At 48.9% G+C, this 18,945-nt stretch carries 19 protein-coding genes; 10 read left to right on the top strand and 9 right to left on the bottom strand.

What is annotated here, in order from left to right; translation table 11 throughout:
• Window positions 1-153 precede the first annotated feature (153 nt).
• The 3 genes from B160_RS0113705 to B160_RS0113715 all read left to right on the top strand — a co-directional run bounded on the left by B160_RS0113705 (window position 154) and on the right by B160_RS0113715 (window position 3,838).
• Window positions 154-783 (top strand): DUF4230 domain-containing protein, encoded by a 630-nt coding sequence (locus B160_RS0113705; protein ID WP_018628493.1) that lies wholly within the window; start codon window positions 154-156, stop codon window positions 781-783.
• Between the two features lie 105 nt (window positions 784-888).
• A complete protein-coding gene (locus B160_RS0113710; RefSeq protein WP_018628494.1) occupies window positions 889-2,337 on the top strand; it encodes a Gfo/Idh/MocA family protein in 1,449 nt (482 codons plus the stop codon).
• A 55-nt stretch (window positions 2,338-2,392) separates the two neighbouring features.
• Window positions 2,393-3,838 (top strand): Gfo/Idh/MocA family protein, encoded by a 1,446-nt coding sequence (locus tag B160_RS0113715; RefSeq protein ID WP_018628495.1) that lies wholly within the window; start codon window positions 2,393-2,395, stop codon window positions 3,836-3,838.
• Window positions 3,839-3,990: 152 nt separating this feature from the next.
• On the opposite strand, the gene B160_RS0113725 is transcribed toward B160_RS0113715, so the two are convergent.
• The 6 genes from B160_RS0113725 to B160_RS0113760 all read right to left on the bottom strand — a co-directional run bounded on the left by B160_RS0113725 (window position 3,991) and on the right by B160_RS0113760 (window position 9,541).
• Window positions 3,991-4,842, bottom strand: a complete 852-nt coding sequence (locus B160_RS0113725) for a type 1 glutamine amidotransferase (RefSeq protein WP_018628497.1) — start codon at window positions 4,840-4,842, stop codon at window positions 3,991-3,993.
• Window positions 4,843-4,921: 79 nt separating this feature from the next.
• Window positions 4,922-5,527, bottom strand: a complete 606-nt coding sequence (locus B160_RS0113730) for a hypothetical protein (protein ID WP_018628498.1) — start codon at window positions 5,525-5,527, stop codon at window positions 4,922-4,924.
• Window positions 5,524-6,447, bottom strand: coding sequence for a hypothetical protein (locus B160_RS0113735; protein ID WP_018628499.1), 924 nt, complete (start codon window positions 6,445-6,447; stop codon window positions 5,524-5,526). Before B160_RS0113735 ends, B160_RS0113730 begins: the two co-directional genes overlap by 4 nt.
• A 351-nt stretch (window positions 6,448-6,798) precedes the next feature.
• The gene (locus tag B160_RS0113745; protein WP_018628501.1) at window positions 6,799-7,320 is read right to left on the bottom strand and encodes a DUF4251 domain-containing protein; all 522 of its coding nucleotides are present in this window, start codon (window positions 7,318-7,320) and stop codon (window positions 6,799-6,801) included.
• A gap of 332 nt (window positions 7,321-7,652) precedes the next feature.
• Entirely contained in the window at window positions 7,653-8,486 is an 834-nt protein-coding gene (locus B160_RS0113755) for a TerC family protein (protein WP_018628503.1), read from the bottom strand.
• A gap of 14 nt (window positions 8,487-8,500) precedes the next feature.
• Window positions 8,501-9,541 (bottom strand): quinone-dependent dihydroorotate dehydrogenase, encoded by a 1,041-nt coding sequence (locus B160_RS0113760; protein WP_018628504.1) that lies wholly within the window; start codon window positions 9,539-9,541, stop codon window positions 8,501-8,503.
• A gap of 260 nt (window positions 9,542-9,801) precedes the next feature.
• Between B160_RS0113760 and B160_RS31680 the strand changes: the two genes are divergently transcribed.
• On the top strand, window positions 9,802-9,978 hold the full coding sequence (locus tag B160_RS31680) for a hypothetical protein (RefSeq protein ID WP_018628505.1): 177 nt from the start codon (window positions 9,802-9,804) through the stop codon (window positions 9,976-9,978).
• A gap of 180 nt (window positions 9,979-10,158) precedes the next feature.
• Here B160_RS31680 and ung read toward each other — a convergent pair whose 3' ends face one another.
• Window positions 10,159-10,833: a uracil-DNA glycosylase gene (gene ung, locus B160_RS0113770; protein WP_018628507.1), complete on the bottom strand. Its 675-nt coding sequence runs from the start codon at window positions 10,831-10,833 to the stop codon at window positions 10,159-10,161.
• A gap of 194 nt (window positions 10,834-11,027) precedes the next feature.
• On the opposite strand from ung, the gene B160_RS0113775 reads away from it, so the two are divergent.
• The 5 genes from B160_RS0113775 to B160_RS0113795 all read left to right on the top strand — a co-directional run bounded on the left by B160_RS0113775 (window position 11,028) and on the right by B160_RS0113795 (window position 14,958).
• Window positions 11,028-11,216, top strand: a complete 189-nt coding sequence (locus B160_RS0113775; protein ID WP_018628508.1) for a hypothetical protein — start codon at window positions 11,028-11,030, stop codon at window positions 11,214-11,216.
• A 72-nt stretch (window positions 11,217-11,288) separates the two neighbouring features.
• Complete coding sequence (locus B160_RS0113780; RefSeq protein ID WP_018628509.1) at window positions 11,289-12,203, top strand: DnaJ C-terminal domain-containing protein; 915 nt, start codon at window positions 11,289-11,291, stop codon at window positions 12,201-12,203.
• Complete coding sequence (locus B160_RS0113785; RefSeq protein ID WP_018628510.1) at window positions 12,200-12,487, top strand: chaperone modulator CbpM; 288 nt, start codon at window positions 12,200-12,202, stop codon at window positions 12,485-12,487. Before B160_RS0113780 ends, B160_RS0113785 begins: the two co-directional genes overlap by 4 nt.
• 51 nt (window positions 12,488-12,538) lie before the next feature.
• On the top strand, window positions 12,539-13,030 hold the full coding sequence (locus B160_RS0113790; RefSeq protein WP_018628511.1) for a hypothetical protein: 492 nt from the start codon (window positions 12,539-12,541) through the stop codon (window positions 13,028-13,030).
• A gap of 74 nt (window positions 13,031-13,104) precedes the next feature.
• Window positions 13,105-14,958: a M1 family metallopeptidase gene (locus B160_RS0113795; protein WP_018628512.1), complete on the top strand. Its 1,854-nt coding sequence runs from the start codon at window positions 13,105-13,107 to the stop codon at window positions 14,956-14,958.
• A gap of 78 nt (window positions 14,959-15,036) precedes the next feature.
• Here the strand turns inward: B160_RS0113795 and B160_RS0113800 are convergent, their stop codons facing one another.
• Window positions 15,037-16,620, bottom strand: coding sequence for a M20/M25/M40 family metallo-hydrolase (locus B160_RS0113800; protein WP_018628513.1), 1,584 nt, complete (start codon window positions 16,618-16,620; stop codon window positions 15,037-15,039).
• Window positions 16,621-17,096: 476 nt separating this feature from the next.
• Between B160_RS0113800 and B160_RS29125 the strand changes: the two genes are divergently transcribed.
• Window positions 17,097-17,867: an FkbM family methyltransferase gene (locus B160_RS29125; RefSeq protein WP_018628515.1), complete on the top strand. Its 771-nt coding sequence runs from the start codon at window positions 17,097-17,099 to the stop codon at window positions 17,865-17,867.
• A gap of 262 nt (window positions 17,868-18,129) precedes the next feature.
• On the opposite strand, the gene rsmG is transcribed toward B160_RS29125, so the two are convergent.
• Window positions 18,130-18,780 carry a 16S rRNA (guanine(527)-N(7))-methyltransferase RsmG gene (gene rsmG, locus B160_RS0113815; RefSeq protein ID WP_018628516.1) on the bottom strand — a complete coding sequence of 217 codons (651 nt, stop codon included), beginning with the start codon at window positions 18,778-18,780 and terminating at the stop codon, window positions 18,130-18,132.
• Window positions 18,781-18,945: the final 165 nt, after the last annotated feature.

Below are 18,945 nucleotides of genomic sequence, written 5' to 3' on the forward strand. Positions count from 1 at the left end.
ATGGCCTGTTTTGAATTTTAAAATGGTGACCCAAGATAAATGAAATATTTTATAATTTTTCGCCCTATTTTTTAAGTCTTGCAGGAGTAACCGGTTTTCGCTGATTTTCTGTTAATTTTAACGGGAATTTGAATACGAATCAATAATATACTTATGCAAAAAAGCTGTTTGCCGCTTGTGGTGGCGCTTTGCGTAGTGGCGATCGGAGTGCTGGCCTATTTCCTTGGAAAAAAGAATGGTACAAAAACGGTGGACCACATGGCGCTGAATGTGGCATTTGTGCAGGAGATAGCAGAGCTGTCGTCGCTGGAAGTACAGGGTACGGCCAGCATCAAGACCACCAATATTACCAATGACGGCAGTATTACCGACGCATTAAAGAAAATGTTCATGGAGCACACCATGAATGTCTCCATCCCTTATATTGCCAAGTATGGCGTGGATCTGAGCACCCAGCAGCTGACCATTGAGGAAAAGAACAAACAGGTGTATGTGGTCATTCCCCCGCCGCAGCTGCTCAGCTATGAATTGCGGCTGGACCGGGCGGATGCGCTCACAAAACGGGGATTGCTGGTGAATACGGATGAAGCTGCCTATCGCGTTGTGGAGAAGAAGCTGTACACCGAAACACGCAAACAGATGGAAACCTATCCCGCTTATATGGAGCAGGCAAAAGAAAAGATCCGGAAGGTGCTGGAGCGTTATTATGCCCCCATGAAGTACCGGGTAACGGTGGTTTTTAAGGATGAAATAAAAAGTAAAGTAAACCGCCCCTTATATTAAATAATTTCAAAAAAAGAAGAAAAACTACCAACTGTTTATATCCCGTTTAAATGAAATTTATTACTTTGATCGTCTTTTAAAACCAAATTTAAATTTTTCGCCATTATGAAACCAAAAAATCCATATTCCAGAAGGAAGTTTATCCGGAATTCGGCGCTTGCCGGCAGCGCTTTTTTTATTGTGCCCCGGCATGTGTTGGGCAAGGGTTATGTAGCGCCCAGCGATAAACTGAATATTGCAGGAATTGGTGCCGGTGGAAAAGGTGAAAGTGACCTGGCAAACTTTGCAAAGAGCCCGAATGTGAACATAGTGGCGCTTTGTGATGTGGATGACCGCCAGGCAGTGAACTCAAGAAAAAATTTTCCCAAGGCCAATTATTATAAAGATTTCCGGGAGATGCTGCAAAAGGAAGCAAAAAATATTGACGCCTGCAGCATCAGCACGCCCGATCATACACACGCGGTGGCCACCCTGGCCGCGATGCAGCTGGGGAAGCATGTTTACACACAAAAACCCCTTACACACGATATCTATGAGGCCCGCATCCTGGCACAGGCTGCAAAAAAATATAAAGTTGTGACCCAAATGGGGAACCAGGGCGGGTCCGGCGATGGCGTGCGGCGGATGAAAGAATTGTACAATGCCGGTCTGATCGGGGACATCGTGGAGGCGCAGGCCTGGACCAACCGGCCCATCTGGCCGCAGGGCGTGCCCAAGCCTTCGGGGAACCATCCCGTTCCCGGTGAGCTGAATTGGGACCTGTGGCTGGGTACCGCGCCCAAAGAGGATTACAATCCCGCGTATGTGCCTTTTAACTGGAGGGGCTTCTGGGCTTATGGTACCGGGGCGCTGGGAGATATGGCCTGTCATATCATGGACCCCATTTACCGGATCCTGCCCATCGATTATCCCACATCGGCGGAGTGCAGCATTGCCAACCAGTGGACCGGCATGAACCAGGAAGCCAATAATGTGGACAGCTGCCCGGTTGCGTCGATCATTCACCTGGAATACCCGCGAAAAGATAAAAAAGGAACCCTTAAGGTATCCTGGTACGATGGGGGATTGCTTCCCAAACGCCCGGATGAATTGAAGCCCGAGGAATCATTTGGTAACTGGGATGGGGGTGTACTGTTTATCGGAACCAAAGGAAAGCTGCTGGCCGACTGCTACGGAGCCAACCCGAGATTGCTGCCGCTGTCAAAGAACGAAAGCGCCAGGGCGGTGAAGCAGACCATTGCGCGGGTGCCGGGTGGAACAGACGGGCACTACCTGCAATGGGTAAATGCCTGTATTGCCGGCTATGGCAAGGGAGTGACCAGCTCTCCGTTTGAATATGCGGGACCATTTACCGAAAGCATCCTGATGGGGAACCTTGCCATCAGAAGCGCGCTGTATATGGATCCGAGCATATCCGGCTGGGGTAAAAGCAAATTTACAGGGCGTAAAAAACTCCTGTGGGATGCAGAGAATATGAAGATCACCAACTTTGATGAGGCCAACCGGTTCGTAAAAAGGACCTATAGGGAAGGCTGGGGAAGCCTGAACCTGTAACGGGATCTTATCGTTATTTTATTTTTATCATGTTCAAATAATTCTTGAAGCAATTATGGACCAAAAGAATCGAAACTCGAGAAGGAAGTTTATCCGGAATTCTGCGCTGGCCGGCAGTGCTTTTTTTATTGTGCCGAGACATGTACTGGGCAGGGGCTTTGTGGCTCCCAGCGATAAGCTGGTGGTAGCGGGCGTGGGTGTTGGCGGAAAAGGTGCGGGCGATATCAGCATGTTTCACAAAAGCGGCAATGCCGAGATCGCATTTCTTTGCGACGTTGATGATCGCCAGGCGGCGGGCAGCCGGAAACGGTTTCCGAATGCAAAGTATTACCATGACTGGAGAGAACTGCTGGATAAAGAGAGCAAGCACTTTGATGCGGTGAGCGTGAGCACGCCGGATCATACCCATGCTATTGTTGCTTTTCATGCCATGCAACTCAACAAGCACGTATATGTGCAGAAGCCATTGTCGCATGATATATGGGAATCCCGTATGCTGGGCGATGCTGCAAAACGGTATAAAGTGGTTACCCAAATGGGGGACCAGGGTTCGTCCAACGACGGGGTCCGGGACCTGCGGGAGTGGTATGAAGCCGGCCTGATCGGCGAAATTGAATCGGTTCATTGCTGGACCAACCGGCCGGTATGGCCACAGGGAATTGTATGGCCTTCAGAAAAACCGCCCGTGCCCGAAGGGCTTAACTGGGACCTGTGGCTGGGTACGGCTCCTTACCGTGAATATGAAGGCAATGTGGTTCCTTTTAACTGGCGGGGCTGGTGGGACTATGGTACCGGCGCCTTAGGCGATATGGCCTGTCATATCGTTGGGCCTGTATTTAAAGTACTGGGCCTGGGCTTTCCCACAGAAGTGACCTGCAGTTTGTCTACTCCGTATGTTAAAAACTGGACGCAGGTATATGCACCGGACAGTCCTCCGGTTTCTTCTTCCATTCATTTTAAATACAAAGGAAAAAACGGTAAGGACATTAAGCTGCATTGGATGGACGGTGGTATTCAGCCGGAGCGGCCGGACGAACTGGGACCGAATGATATTATGGGAGGCAAAGGTGATGTAGGCAATGGGGCGCTCTTTGTTGGAACCAAGGGAAAGATGATGTGTGGCGTGTATGGCCAGGATCCAACCTTGCTGCCCGTTTCAAAAATGAGTGGAGTGAATGTGGCCCGGAAATATGCACGTATTCCCGGCGGTGCAGAGGGGCATTATAAACAATGGGTGGATGCCTGTATTGCCGGCTACGAAAAAGGAAGCAAAATGGTGGACTCTCCGTTTAACGGGTATGCAGTTCCGCTTACTGAAAGCATCCTGATGGGGAACCTGGCCATCCGTAGTTTTAATTATAAAGACGATAAGGGCAAATTCCCCGGTCGCGGTATTACTCTGCAATGGGATGGCGGCAAGATGAAGGTGACCAACTTTGAACCGGCAAATCAGTATGTGAAGCGTACCTATCGCGAAGGCTGGCCGGACCTCAAATTCTGACGGGGCATTTAAAAGAATCAGATCAAACAAACAAGAGGGTATCTCAAAAGCCAGGGATGCCCTCTTTTTTTGCGGTTGCCTGCGGTTCTCGTTTTTTCCGGGTCCCTTCCAGGAGACCCGGAAAAGAAAAAGGGATCAAATATCAGCAGGGGCTATGAAGAAATCAGGTTTACCGAAACGATATGGCTGTAGGCTTCGTTTAAGAAATTGGGGATTAAATGCTTATTGGTCCATAGGATCTTATCCGGGTCCTTGAGCTGATCGATCATGCTGGTGAGTTTTTCCTGCCCGTGGTTGTCAATGACGGTCTTCCGTTTGTCTTCCGATTGAAAATGCCTGAGCATTCCTTCTGCATCAGCCTCAGGATGGAACTGCGTACCGAACATATAAGGGTTGAATGAAATGCCCATCACAGCCCTCTCATAGGGCACATGCGGGCGCTCCTTTTCGATACAGGTGATGTATGCTCCCATATCGTTCAAAATATCCAGGTTGGGCTGTATGAGCTGAAAATCCCTGCTGTCGACCGCATAGAAAGGATCGCTTAAATTTTCAAATACCGGGTTCGATCCGGCTTCCGGCAGCATATGTACCGGGAAAACGCCAAAAGAAGTGGATTTCCGTTTACAGATCAGGCCGGCATTGAAATACCTGCTGGCCAGCTGAAAAGAGTGACAGATAAAAAAGACGAACTTTTTCTGTTCATTGTCCGGATTCTCATTCCACCGGAGCAATTCGTTCAGCCATTTGTTCCAGTGAATGTCCCAGTCGTCAAAACGGGTGCTCAACGGATCTCCCGGGCCGCCACTGGAAATATAAATATCGTACGACATATCCGGCAGTTCGTTTTTAACGCGAACATCAAATACGTCATAGGTCAGGTCAACCTGTTTTTCGTCTGCCCACCGGTGCACGATCTCTCTAATGCAGCGCATGCCCTGGTTGGGCTGCCCTTCATTCAGGTCCAGTATGGCAAAACGAACACATTCTTTTTCCATCAACATCCTGCAAAAATAGCGATTGGAGCCTTAATGGTCGTTAATCCCCGTCAAGAATTACTAACAGGGGTGTATATTTTAACGTTTAACGGTATTGCTTGGTGATCGCATAACCGATCTTGCCATTCACTCTTTTCAACACATTTCCATTGATTTGCCGGCGTCTTTTCCGGTCGGAACGGTCAAGAAAAATGCCCTTGCTGTTAAAGGGCTGCGGTGTTTCAAAAAATACCAGCGTACAATAACTTTCTCCTTTTAGTGTATTGTTGAGGGCTTTATTCCGCACCGACATCTGTACCAGTTTCCGCGCCCGCAGCCCTTCGTAGTAGTCTACGTTGGCGATCCAGGTACATTGGATCGCCTGCATCTCTTCCACCAGGGCTTTAACGCCCCGGACATCATAGTGATGTGCCTGCAGACTGTCTGCAAAGGCCGGCTCGTTGAGGTTGAAATGATAGATGTATTTGATGCTGTCCTCGTTGAATTCAAAGGAAATATTGGTAAAGGTCTTTTCCTCAAAGAGAACGGAAAAGGGGTGCTGCGCATATAACCGGCTGAAATCAGCCTTGATCGCCAGCAGCTTTTGTTCATTCCGGGCATAAAAATTCCGCGTAAAGTTCCGGGGATAAGAGCAGCTGCAAAGAATACTGGCCAGCGCTATTACGGACGATATAAAAGTTCTGTTTTTCATTTTGAAATCCTCGGGGTCCAGACACTGACCCCGTAAATAATGTTTTTTAAAAATTCGGGCGACAGTTGCTGCACGGTCCTCGCTCCATAGTCCCAGTATTCAAACTCAATATTGCCATCGGTACGTTTCCGGATATTGGTCAGTAATACATAGTGGGTGGGCGTGCTGATCATCGATTGTTTGTGCGACTTCCGGTAAAGCTTTTTGTTGTTCAGGTAAAGGAATACCAATCCCTTTTGCATATGGGCCGCCAGGTATCCGGGCAGGTCTTTTATCGAGGGGCGGAAAAGATCGGCTCCCCTGGCTTTTACGTTCCCGTTAAACAGACGCCGGAGCATCCGGTTAAACTTTGCAAAGTTCGTGGAAGCCCAAAAAGTATTTTCATCGCCTTTCTGAAAGCGCCGGTTGAAAACATTAAGATACCCTTTAAAATGGTCTGCCAGGGTCAGGAACCACATCTGGCCCGCGGGGTTGATGTCCAGGGAACCTTTATAACGCAGAAGACCGGCTTCCATCCTGACGGGTTTGCTGGGCTTAAGCTGGTTCTTTCCGATGTTGGCCTGCCCGTTCCTGTACAGCTCCACCATGAACCGCGCAAAGCCCAGCGGATCATAAGTGAGCGGTATATAGGTAAGCGCCGAATATGCGCAGAAATTGGTGGTTTTCCCTTCATAAAATGCAAAGGGCTCTATGGTAAAGGTTTTCAGGTTGTGCAGTAACAGGGCAGGAGGTACATTGGGCCACCACTTGCTCTGCTGCAGGTCTTTTATGCTGTTTAAATACCGCAATGCCTGCTCAGGGGTACTCTTCCTGGCAGTATCTGCAGGCAGCACCGCCCGGCCGGTAAATGGCTGGAAAACCAGGAATGCAATAAAAAGAATGATTTTTACAGTCTTTATTTTCGAGGTTGCGATCATCATGGTCCCGAAAATAATGATTTTTGCATTGCCACAGAGATTCTGTGCTGAGGCACAGAATCTTCGCGCTTCCGGCAGTGGGCTAACCGCAGCGTGTACCAACTGCTACAAGGCGTTGTGGCAGGATTTTTTTGATAAATCTTAACATTTTTTTCCGCATCCCTTTTGGTTGATCCAACTGCGAAGCGGGAAACCATGGCCCGCGCCCCGGTCAGTGAGGGCACTGACCAGGCAATAAATTTATAAAGATCATTTTGATGCCGGTTCATTATGAGCGGTTCCCTGCAAGTTAGTTAATCACGAGGCAGACCCCGTTGACGGATCGCAGGAGGAAAGGCTTCGCAAAACCGCTGATTATTTGTTGGCTTCTATATCACCGTTGAATGAAATAGGGGTCTTATTTAAACTGAGCACACGCAGGGATGCAAAACCAGAGGGGGAGATGGTAAGAAAAAGCGACTGTACCTCATTGTTATCTTTTGGAGTGATCTCTATTTCATAGTTGTTCTTCCGGTCTCTTTTTTTATAGTCAAATTTGGTAGACGTGAATTTGATCCCTCCTTTGGTAGGGTCTACGGGAGCCGTATAGGACCGGCCAAAAAAGGGCAGATAAGCGATCACGGAATCGGGTGTAACCCTCAGGTCATAGTGTGAAGTGAGTTGGTAGAGATTGCTGGCATTGGGAAACAGGAACCGGGGATTAAAACGGCTGTCCTCAGTTGGAAAAACGCTGTTGGCAATAAATGTATAATTCTGGTCGGTGACCGCCGCCAAGATGGCTTCAGACTGGCCGGTGGTTTGTTTTTGTGAAGCGCATGCGGTAAAAATAGCGACTGCTGATAATAAGATCAGCAATGAATGATGTATCGGTTTCATAAAAAACTGTTTTATTCATGATGCGATCTGAGGGTAATTTACACAATTTTTGGGGAATGAAAATGCGTATGGGGCCTTTTTGTTCCGCTGTCGGGATGCCGGGGCATCTTGTTTCCTGGGAAAACGCAGGATCATAAGGGTTTGTTTTTCAGCGCTGCAGGATGCATTCAATTGATGACTGACAGTCTTCAGCGTTCAGCGAAAGATGCCGGATACGCCGCCGCGTTCATTGCTTACCGCAAGGTCCTGCGGTTTATTGCCCGGCGTTCTTCGCATGTTCTTTGCCGTTGCGGGAACGCAGGACCACCGCAAGCTATAGACCGGGGGCTGTATCAGGATTGTTTGCCTGTACCGTCCTTCTGCTCCCCGTCCCTGGGTAGTACCGGGCTGTTTAGCTGCACCACATGCTGCTGCTGCTTTTTACGCATAAACAGGTTCAGCAGCTCTACAATGAACGAAAAAGCCATTGCAAAATAAATGTAGTTCTTTAAATGCAGCTCATGTGCCATATCGGCATTCCAGCCTTCTACGATCAGGCTTACGCCGATCATTACCAGGAAAGACAAGGCCAGCATTTTTATGGTAGGGTGATTTTGTATAAAATCGGAGATCTTTGCGCTGAATGTAAACATAACGATCATGGCCACGATGACCGCCGCGATCATGATCTCAATATGTTTGGCCGTACCGCCTGCGGTAATGACACTGTCGAAGGAAAAGACCGCATCAATAACCAGTATCTGGCCGATGGCCTGCCCAAAGCTGAGCTGTTTTTTATTTTGTGCCGCGGCCGAAGGATCTTCTCCTTCGAGTTTGTGGTGGATCTCTTTTACGGATTTGTATATAAGAAAAAGCCCCCCGGCCAGCATTACCAGGCTGGCCAGGTCAAATCCTTTGCCAAACCAGGATTCGGGAATAATATGCTTACCCTTTTGTGCCAGCAGCCAGCTCAGTGCCATCAGCAGCAAACAGCGGGATAAAATGCCGGTGACCATCCACACACGCCGGGCTTTTTTCCGGGAGTCCTTGTGCAGGCGGTTGAGGATGATGCTGACAAAAATAACATTGTCGATACCCAGGACGATCTCCAGGATGGAAAGGATCAGGAAACTGATCAGGGAATCGACGGTGAATAGTTCAGCAGTTGAAATAAATAAAAGCGCCATAATGATTTTTTGGTTTATAGATGATTGCAGATATGCTTCACAATGGTAGGACCTTCATAGATAAAGCCGGTCCAGATCTGTATGAGGGAAGCGCCTGCTTCCAGTTTTTCTTTTGCGTCCGCGGCGGTAAAGATCCCTCCGGATGCGATAATGGGGATGGCCCCGTCGGTTTGCTCTGTAATGTATTTTACAATGGCCGTGCTTTTTTGCTGTACAGGTCTGCCGCTCAGCCCCCCGGCGCCGATCGCCTCGATCTCGCTGAGGGGGGTGCTCAGGTTACTGCGGTCAATGGTGGTATTGGTAGCTACCAGGCCATCGAGCTGGATCTCCAATGCCAGCGAGATCACATCATCGACCTGCTCGCGGGTGAGGTCCGGCGCTATTTTCAGCAGGATGGGCTTTGCAAATGCCTTGCCATTGTTGATCATTGCCAGGTTCAGCAAGATTTTCCGGAGCGCATCCTTGTCCTGTAATGCACGCAGCCCCGGGGTATTCGGACTGCTCACATTGACTACAAAATAGTCCACGAACGGATGCAGTCTTGTAAAGCAGGCCGCATAGTCCTGCCAGGCATTTTCATTCGGTGTGATCTTGTTTTTCCCGATATTGCCCCCGATGATCAACGGGTATTTTTCCTGGCTGCCGGCTTTTTTTGTACGCCATTCTTCCAGCCGCCGGGCAACGATATCAACGCCGTCGTTGTTGAATCCCATCCGGTTGATCAACGCTTTATCTGCAGGCAGGCGGAACAGCCGGGGCTGCTCATTACCCTCCTGTGGCAGCGGCGTAACCGTACCGATCTCCACAAATCCGAAGCCCAGTGCCTCCAGTTCATTGAGGAAGAGGGCATTTTTGTCAAAACCGGCACCCAGGCCCACCGGGTTTTTAAGTGTCAGGTTCAAAAAGCGGGTCTCTTTTACCGGGGCATCAGTAAAAGACCGGACGATCGATTTGCCCAGTTTGTTCTTTGTCAACAACTGCAAATGGTGCATGGCCATATAATGGACACGTTCCGGCGGAAATGTGAAATAAAATTTTCGTAAAAGGCGGTACATAAAGTGCAAATATAGCCCAGAATTGAAGATTTGAAATTTGGGAATTTGAAAATTTGAAAATGAGAAGCCGGTATCAGGCGTGGGGCCGGATCGGACCGGGACAGTTCCTGTGGTTCGCGCTTAACGTTCAACGTGCTGTTCTTCGCTCAGCCGGCTGTTTAAAAACGATTCGACATAATCGGTATAGCCATTAAAATGTACCGGTCTTTTATTGCATCTCTTATGGCTTCACTGTATCCGCCATTTGTAAAAAATCGGGGTTGAACGGTCATTTGGCAAAAGAGGTATCGCCCCGGAAGATCCGGCAAGAACGGGTTTTAACCGCTTATAAAATTACAAAAAGCAGAAGAGAACGATCGGTCCGGTGCATGATGGACCGTGCCCATGGCAGTCATGGAATGACCGCCTCGGGGCTGACCAAAAAGGTCATCGAATGATGAATTTATTCGGGTAGGTGATGGAGACTGATAGTCTTTTATGCGATTCTCAGAGCCTTCATTTACCTTTTTAGTCAGCCCCGATAACGACGCGCCAATGGCCCTTATAAGGGTAATCAGCATTTTATTAATGTGAAAGATGCCTGGGGTTTAAAAGCGGATCTGATCTGGAATCCAAACCTATTCAACCTTCCAGTCAACAGGATCGATGCCATTTGCTGCCAGGTATTCATTGGTCTTTGAAAAAGGCCGGCTTCCAAAAAAGCCATTGTGAGCGGAAAGCGGGGAGGGGTGGGCCGACCGGAGGATCAGGTGTTTTGAAGCATCGATGAGCGAAGCTTTTTCCTGTGCGAATTTGCCCCATAAAATAAATACGACATGCTCTTTATCCTGCGATACCTTCCGGATCACGGCATCCGTAAATGTGGCCCAGCCTATTTTTGAATGGCTCATGGGCTCGCCTGCTCTTACGGTTAACGATGCATTGAGCATAAAAACACCCTGTTGCGCCCACCGGGTCAGATCTCCGCTTTTGGCGGGAGGAACACCAAGATCTGCCTGCAGCTCTTTGTAAATATTTACCAGCGAAGGAGGAAGCGGCACTCCTTTCTGAACAGAGAAGCACAGACCATGCGCCTGACCGGCCCCATGATACGGGTCCTGACCAAGGAGCAGGACCTTTACCTGATCGAACGGCGTTGTGTTGAAGGCATTAAAGATATTCTTTCCGGCAGGATAGATGATCTTTCCCGCCTGCTTTTCGGTTTTAAGATGTTGTGCCAGCGATTCAAAATAGGGTTTTTGAAATTCATCCTGCAATTCTTTTTTCCAGGAGTCCTCAATTGCTACTTCCATTATCGTAATTTGAGTAAAAATAATAACTATGCAGAGAAACGCAAATATTTATTGAAAATCAGTATCATACTGGTTTGTAGCTTCCTAGATATATAGAATATATCCCCATTATTAACAAATAAATAATTTAACATTTCCCGGGGGAAGGGTTATGCGATTTTGGCTACTTTTATTGCCTCGCTAAACCACTTCAAATGAACCCTTACGTTTTATTTCCTGTAGTTTGGATTGTTGCTAACAGCATTTATTCCATTATCATGTATGCCTTTTTAAAGGACCGCCTGTTTAAGGAAAAATACCTTACGATCCTGAAAGTTTCACTTGTAAGTCTCTGGATCATTTCCTTGCTGGCCATTGCCGTGGCCTATGTACTGTTCTTATAAAGTTTCTCCGCAGACAAGATGTTTATTGGATTTTTTCCATTTATGTTTTAACTTGAAACATATTTTGAGTAAATGGATTATATCGACTATTATAAAATCCTGGGAGTTACAAAGGACGCGTCGGCGGATGATATCAGGAAAGCCTATCGTAAGCTGGCGCGCAAACACCACCCCGATCTGAATCCTGATGATAAAGAAGCCGTAAAATTATTTCAGCAGATCAATGAGGCGCACGAAGTGCTGAGCGACCCGGAAAAAAGAAAAAAATATGATCAATACGGGGCCGACTGGAAGCATGCCGACAAGTTTGAGCAGACCCGGCGGCAGCAGGCTTCCGGCGGAAGGGCAAACCCGTTTGAGGAAGCCGGCCAGTACACGTACAGCTCCGGCGATGCGGAAGATTTCTCCGATTTCTTTTCTTCTCTTTTCGGTAACCGCGGCGAAGGTGGGCGGTCTGGTGTACGGTTTAAAGGGCAGGACTACCGGGCTTCAGTACAGCTGAACCTGACGGATGCCTACAAGACGCATCAGCAGACCTTTACCGTGAACGGCAGGAACATACGCATTACGGTGCCTGCAGGAATTGAGAACGGGCAGGAAATAAAGATTGCCGGTTATGGTGCACCCGGGGCAAACGGAGGCCCCAGCGGAGACCTGTATATTACCTTTGCCATTCAGAATGATACTGCCTTTACCCGTAAAGGGAATGACCTGTACACCCAGGTACCCCTCGATTTATACAAAGCGGTTTTGGGCGGAGAGCAAACCATTGACACCATGGAAGGAAAGGTAAAGCTGACCATTAAGCCGGAAACACAAAATGAAACAAAAGTGCGTCTGAAAGGGAAGGGGTTCCCGGTATATAAAAAAGAAGGGACTTTTGGGGATCTGTATATTACCTATCAGGTGCAGCTGCCAAAGAACTTATCTCCGAAAGCAAAAGAACTGTTTAACGAACTGGCAAAGGAGGCAGAAAAACAATCATGACAGAGAACAGCAATAACATATCCGTAGAACAATGCTGTGCTTATTACAGCATTGAGGTTGCCTTTATTCAATCGCTGAACGATCATGGGCTGATTGAGCTGGTCCGGCAGGATGAACATTATTTTATCGGGTTTGAGCAATTGACCAACCTCGAAAAATACATGCATATGCACTACGATCTTGATATCAATATGGAGGGACTGGAAACCATAGCCCACTTGCTGAACAGGGTACATGCGCTGCAAACGGAGATCCGCTTGCTTCGGAATGAACTGGGGCACTAAGGAATCCTGCAGCTGACGATAAAGTTACTTTGCAGATGAATAAATATATCATTGAATAATTCCGTTTACAGGAAACGGCGGACCGCCGCACGGAGAGGGGCAGTGCTGAAGTGTTGCCTGCTGTTTTGTTTTATTGCAGGAATGCGATACGCCAATGCGCAGGATACCGCCGTTCCCAGTGGCATTGCAGAGCAGTTTTACATGCAATATCCATATGCCACAGACCTGAAATATGCCGCGGAAGGAAACCAGATCATCGTGGATTTCCTGATGAAAAATGAAAAATACGAAGCCTTTTATAAAAAAAATGAATGGACCTACACCGTCATGGATTTTAGTTATGACCGGCTCCCGGATAAGATCAAGGAAGGTTTCAAAAGGTCGCGTCTGGGGGAAGCTGTTGTTGCAGATGTGGCTGTGGTCTATATCCCCAGCGGGTTTGAAACCTACCGCTTTCAGCTGAAAGACACCGGTACAACCAAAAAATACCACTATTTCAGCGAGTCCGGAAAGATGCTTCATGCGCCTCCTTACCAGGACTGACCGGTCATTTATCGTTTTCAGCGCCCTTTCTTTCTGTTTTTTTGTTATTTTTCGCGGAATTTAAAATTTGAATCATGCGCATCTTAAAAGGGATTTTGTTTTTATTGTTCATCGGTTCCGTAGTTTCAGCGGATGCACAAAAAGGCTATTGGCAGCAGCGGGTAAAATATCGTATGGATATTGATATGAATGTGCAAACCAACCGGTTTACAGGAAAACAGCAGCTGGAATACTGGAATCGCTCGCCGGATACGCTGGACCGGGTGTACTATCATTTGTTCTGGAATGCATTTCAGCCGGGAAGCATGATGGATGAGCGGAGCAAAAGGCAGGGAACGATCCTTGTAGGAGACAAGCCTGATTGGGATCGCCGCGTTAAGGACCGGATCAGCGGGCTGAAACCGGACGAGATCGGCTATCAGAAAATACATGCGCTTAAAATGAACGGGGTGCCTCAGAAATATGTGGTGCAGGGTACCATCCTGATCGTGCACCTTACCCAGCCGGTACTCCCGGGGCAGAAAGTGGTTTTTGACATGGATTTTGAAGCCCAGGTGCCTTTACAGATCAGGAGAAGCGGACGCGACAATCCGGATACCAAAGTGCGCTACTCCATGAGCCAGTGGTATCCGAAGATCAGTGTTTACGACAAAGAAGGCTGGCATCCCACTCCTTACGTGGGCCGCGAGTTTTACGGGAATTTTGGCGATTTTGAAGTGAATATCACCATTGATAAAAACTATATACTGGGCGGTACCGGATACATTACCAATGCCAATCAGATCGGCTATGGCTATGAGGCAGAAGGAGTAAAGGTTGCCCGGCCTGCCGGCGACCGGCTTACCTGGAAGTTTGTGGCGCCCGAGGTGCATGACTTTGTATGGGCAGCGGACCCGGAGTTCATTCATAAAACAAAAAAAGTGCGGAGCGATCTTACGCTGCACCTGCTTTATAAAGTGGCAAAATCCAAACCGGAGAGATGGGAAAAGATCCTGTCTGATGCTGAACGGGCGCTGCCCTATATAGAGCGGACCTTTGGCCGGTATCCGTATAAACAATATTCCTTTATTACCGGCGGCGATGGCGGGATGGAGTATCCCATGGCCACCCTGCTGGCTTCGCCCGGGGCCTGGCTGCATGAATGGATGCATGAGTGGTTTTACGGCCGGCTGGCCACGAACGAAACCCTGTACCCGTGGATGGACGAGGGCGGAGCCGATTATGCAGATACCCGCGTTTCCGGCTGGCTGCACCAGCAGGGCGTGCCGGGTTATGAACGGCCGGACTCTACCTATATTTATTACCTCAATACCGTAAAGAGTGGTAAAGAAGAAGCGCTGAGCACGCCCGCCGATCATTTCAATACCAATTATGCCTATGGACAGGGCAGTTATATCAAAGGCGCATTGTTCCTGGTGCAGCTGGGCTATATACTGGGGGATTCGGTGCGGGACAAGGTATTGTTGAACTACTACGATCAATGGAAGTTCAAACACCCGGACCCGGATGATTTTATCCGCGTGGCCGAGCGGACAAGTGGTGCCGAGCTGGACTGGTATAAGAACTATTGGATCTACAGTACAAAAACCATTGATTATGCTATCGACAGCCTTTGGGAGGAGGGGGGCAGGACAAAGATCCGCTTACGCAATGATGGACTGATGCCAATGCCCATAGACTTTTTGATTACTTTTAAGGATGGCTCAAAGGAAATGCACAATGTTCCCCTGGACCTGATGTATCATGCGAAGCCGGCAGAGCGCACAGCGATGCAATGGAAGGTATATGAACCCTGGCCCTGGACCAATAAGTACTATACCGTCGAAACAACACACCGTTTAACGGAAATTGCTACGGGGGAAATTGATCCCGGAAAACGGATGGCTGACATTAACCGCAGGAATAACCGGATCGAATTAAAATACTAAGCGGCAAGGCCGTACGGAAGCCGCGTTAAAGAACTACAGGCAATATTCTTTAACGCGGTCTTTTAATGCCTGCACGTTTTATTTTTTATGTTCAACACCGCCCCGGCGCTCGGGCTCTTTCATCTCCGGCCAGGCAGCTTGTTTTCCGTTGGTCACCGGTAGCACCCGTTTTTCGCGATTGGCAAACAGGGGGTCTTCAGAAGCCATGTATGCCAATACGGCGGTGAGGATGACATTGTTTTTGACTTCGTCAAAGACGATCTTGTCATAAGTATCCCGGTTGGTATGCCAGGTATATCCGCCGTATCCCCAGCTGAGCGAACTCAATACAAAAGCAGGAACACCCGCCGCTACAAAAGAAGCATGGTCCGACCCGCCGCCGCCCGGCATACCGGGAAAGCTGGTTTCGATGCCCGCGGTTATTTTCCGCGGAGCAGCGGCCAGCCACCGGCCCAGGTAATCATACGCATTTACAAAGCCCTGGCCACTGATGGTTGCGATGCGCCCGGTACCATTGTCCTGGTTAAATACTGCCTGGGTATGCTGCACGATCCCGGGGTTATCTTTTACAAAAGCCCGGGAGCCGTTTAACCCCTGTTCTTCGCTTCCCCAAAGGCAGATGAGTATGGTGCGTTTATTATGGGGATATAATTTTTTCAATACCCGAATGGTCTCCATCATGGTAAGGGTGCCGGTACCATTGTCTGTGGCGCCCTGGGCTCCGTCCCATGAATCAAAATGCGCGGAAAGGATGACATATTCATCCGGCTTTTCTTTTCCTTCGATCCGGCCGACGACATTGAATGTTTTTGCCATGCCCAGCTCTTTTGATTGTACATCGATCCGGATGCGGGGCGATTGCCCGTTTACCGCCATGCGGTACAGCATGCCATAGTCTTCTACCGAGATATCAATAGTGGGTATCTGTTGGGTGCGCGCGCCAAAAATGCGGTTGGCCCCCATGATGCCCGTCCAGTTGGAAATAGCAATTGCTGCCGCCCCGGCTTTTTCCAACGCCCCCGGCAGCGTACCGACGGTATATCCGGTATGATCAATAAGCTTGCGGAATGCTTCAGCGTCTGCTGCTCGTTCCTGCATCATCTTTTCATAAAGTTCGGGTGTTGCAAATTCTTTGATCTGGTAATCCGGTCTTCCGGAGCGCTGGTATTGCGACATGAGGACCACTTTCCCTTTTATCGTTTTTAGCCAGGCGGCAAAGGCCGCGGGATCTTTTACAAAGGGCAGCACCATCACATTGCCCTGCACCGGTTTTTTGGTTGCCGGGCTCCAGGCCAGTTGTGTGGCGTCAAGGCTCTTGATGCGGGGCGCAATCATTTCGACCCGGGATAGACCCCGTTGCCATCCGCGCCATTCGCCGAATGGTTCTTCGCTGGCTGGCACGCCCCAGCTTTTCAGTTTGGTAATGGCCCAGTTCCCTGCCTGTTGCATCTCCGGGGTACCTACCAACCGGGGTCCGATGCCGTCCAGCAACTCGCTTGCCAGCTTTTCCAGTTGCGAGTGATGACTGACCTCTGCAACAATTTCTTCTACTATGGGCAATAGTTTTTCGCTGTTGGCGGAACCTGCAGACTGGGCAAAGGACGACAGGTACGGACCGCAAAGGATCCCAATAACAAAAATTAATCTTAAAGAATTCCTCATGACGTTAAACGGATGGTTGATTGATGCCAATATAGGCACTTTCGTGCGGAATGCAAAAGGAAGTGCGTGTACACTGTACAGAATGTGGGATGCATTTGCCGCCTGAAACCTTTCCGCCGCCGGGTCAGGCAAGGGAGAGGGGTAAGCCGCAGAGGCGCAGATTTAGGACGGGGGTGATTTATTTACGCTGCGATCCGGCAAATGAATGCTTGAATACAGCGGGATGATATTATCCGGATGGCCGCAGATGCGCAGATGAGGTGGATGGCGTGGTAAATCCGGTCAGCAGCAATCGGATGCCCGGATGCAACGGGTCATACCGGCCGGCAACGGGCTGCAGGTCTGCCCTGAAGGGGCCTGTTTGTTATGATACTGAATTTCAGGGTTTCCATCTGCGGATCTGTAGCTATAAAATTTTATGCATCCGCCCCGGGTCCACCCATGGGTAAACCATAAATGCGCTATTTTTACACCCCATGAAGCGCAAGTATATCCCGCAGGTTGTGACGACGGCCGCCAAGAATTTGGCCTACCGGTTTTATCATTTTACAGAGAAGGTATTGCAACCTCCGTTTGATAAATACGATTTTGAAACCATGGACGTGATCAAAAGAGTGCTGCGGGAAAACAGCAACTGCATTGATATCGGCGCGCATAAAGGGGAGATCCTGAAAGCCATTCTGAAAGGGGCACCGGAGGGAAGCCATATGGCGTTTGAACCCATTCCCTATTTGTTTCAGCAGTTGCAGCGGAAATACGGCGGACGCGTACGCCTTTTTAATACCGCCCTTTCCAGCGAAGCCGGCGAAGCAGATTTTACCGTTTTTAAAGACCGGCCGGCTGTAAGCGGGTTAAAGGAACGGAGCTTTGAGGATGCCCGTTACGATACGGAAAAGATCCGCGTGCGGCTGGAACGCCTGGAAGACCTGGTACCCGGCAACCTGCCCATTCACCTGATCAAAATTGATGTGGAGGGTGCCGAGCTGGAGGTATTAAAAGGAGCCCGGCGCATTCTTGAGCAATATAAGCCGGTGGTCTTGTTTGAGTTTGGAAAGGGGGGCAGCGACCTGTATGGGGCCACTCCGGAGCTGATGTTTGATTTTTTTGATGCGTTGGGTTATACGCTTACCCTGCAGCGATATTTTCTGAAAGGCTACCAGGGACTGAACCGGCATGAATTCATCGGTCAGTTTGAAAAAGGGTATAATTATTTTTTTATGGCCTATGATGCAGGAAGGGAGATGTGAAATGAGATGTGTACAGCGGGGAAGGAACCATATATTAATTTGGAAATTTGAGCATATGGAAATGTGAAAATGAGCTGCAGGATTGTGTTCCAGGCAAAATTTGAGAGGTCGTTCTGCCACGGTGAAGCTCCTCGTCATTGATTCCTCGTTCTCCACTTAATAACGGGCAAAAGATATGGGCAGTAGGTTTTACGGCAATGAAAAGAACTCCCGTATCCGGAAAAGAAAAGCTCTGCATCTCCGGGACAATAGAACGCGCCAGTTATTTCGGTACATATACCAGGTACTTTTCTTCAAAGAATGGTTCGGGAAAAAGATCGTTGATGGCCATTATATGCGGCCGGGTACCGCTTTCAAAGATCTCCTCTGTAAGATCGCCGCCCTTCAGGCAGATCAGCCCCGGGGCATGGTCGCCTTTTTCGATGAGCCTTGTGGTATGTTTGGCCGGGTCTTTCCGGATCAGCGGTTTGCTCCATTGCCAGAGGTCCTTTAACGGGGCCACTGCTCTGGATACGACGAAATCGAATTTTTTATCCTTTACATCCTCGATCCGGCAATGCCGGGTCTGCAGGTTTTTTAAACCGATGGCCTCGCTTACCGCATCCACGACCTTTAATTTTTTGCCGATGCTATCCACCAGCAGGAAGGTGACCCCGGGGAAGAAGATCGCCAGGGGAACTCCCGGGAAGCCGCCGCCTGCGCCCAGATCCACTACCTGTGTGCCGGGTTGAAAGTTAAAGACCGCCGCTATGCTGAGCGAGTGCAGCACATGCTTTTCATAAAGGCCGTCGATATCCTTCCGGCTGATCACATTTATTTTTTCGTTCCAGTCTTTGTACAGCCCCTCCAAAGCTTTGAATTGCTCCAGTTGTACGGGTGTAAAATCGTCAAAGTAGCGCTGCAGGACGTCCATGCTGCAAAGAAAGCGATTTTTGAAAACCCGGGAATATGGAAATTTGAGAATTTGAAAATGAGGGCTCCGTTGCAATTACATATTTTTCCCTCCGGGCCGGGCTCTGTTTCTATTTCGTAAAACGGGAATGTGGTTGGTCCACGGATCATAACAACGGGTCTGACG

Origin of the sequence: Niabella aurantiaca DSM 17617, assembly GCF_000374125.1 — a bacterium.
GTDB classification, from domain to species: Bacteria; Bacteroidota; Bacteroidia; order Chitinophagales; family Chitinophagaceae; genus Niabella; species Niabella aurantiaca.

Bases quoted from the DNA above. Each gene is read 5' to 3' on its own strand.
- B160_RS0113730 (WP_018628498.1), bottom strand. From the start codon at position 5,527: ATGAAAAACAGAACTTTTATATCGTCCGTAATAGCGCTGGCCAGTATT.
- B160_RS0113705 (WP_018628493.1), top strand. From the start codon at position 154: ATGCAAAAAAGCTGTTTGCCGCTTGTGGTGGCGCTTTGCGTAGTGGCG.
- B160_RS0113745 (WP_018628501.1), bottom strand. From the start codon at position 7,320: ATGAAACCGATACATCATTCATTGCTGATCTTATTATCAGCAGTCGCT.
- ung (WP_018628507.1), bottom strand. From the start codon at position 10,833: ATGGAAGTAGCAATTGAGGACTCCTGGAAAAAAGAATTGCAGGATGAA.
- B160_RS0113755 (WP_018628503.1), bottom strand. From the start codon at position 8,486: ATGGCGCTTTTATTTATTTCAACTGCTGAACTATTCACCGTCGATTCC.
- B160_RS0113760 (WP_018628504.1), bottom strand. From the start codon at position 9,541: ATGTACCGCCTTTTACGAAAATTTTATTTCACATTTCCGCCGGAACGT.
- B160_RS0113715 (WP_018628495.1), top strand. From the start codon at position 2,393: ATGGACCAAAAGAATCGAAACTCGAGAAGGAAGTTTATCCGGAATTCT.
- B160_RS0113735 (WP_018628499.1), bottom strand. From the start codon at position 6,447: ATGATGATCGCAACCTCGAAAATAAAGACTGTAAAAATCATTCTTTTT.
- B160_RS0113785 (WP_018628510.1), top strand. From the start codon at position 12,200: ATGACAGAGAACAGCAATAACATATCCGTAGAACAATGCTGTGCTTAT.
- B160_RS0113800 (WP_018628513.1), bottom strand. From the start codon at position 16,620: ATGAGGAATTCTTTAAGATTAATTTTTGTTATTGGGATCCTTTGCGGT.
- rsmG (WP_018628516.1), bottom strand. From the start codon at position 18,780: ATGGACGTCCTGCAGCGCTACTTTGACGATTTTACACCCGTACAACTG.
- B160_RS0113795 (WP_018628512.1), top strand. From the start codon at position 13,105: ATGCGCATCTTAAAAGGGATTTTGTTTTTATTGTTCATCGGTTCCGTA.
- B160_RS0113710 (WP_018628494.1), top strand. From the start codon at position 889: ATGAAACCAAAAAATCCATATTCCAGAAGGAAGTTTATCCGGAATTCG.
- B160_RS29125 (WP_018628515.1), top strand. From the start codon at position 17,097: ATGAAGCGCAAGTATATCCCGCAGGTTGTGACGACGGCCGCCAAGAAT.
- B160_RS0113775 (WP_018628508.1), top strand. From the start codon at position 11,028: ATGAACCCTTACGTTTTATTTCCTGTAGTTTGGATTGTTGCTAACAGC.
- B160_RS0113725 (WP_018628497.1), bottom strand. From the start codon at position 4,842: ATGTTGATGGAAAAAGAATGTGTTCGTTTTGCCATACTGGACCTGAAT.
- B160_RS0113780 (WP_018628509.1), top strand. From the start codon at position 11,289: ATGGATTATATCGACTATTATAAAATCCTGGGAGTTACAAAGGACGCG.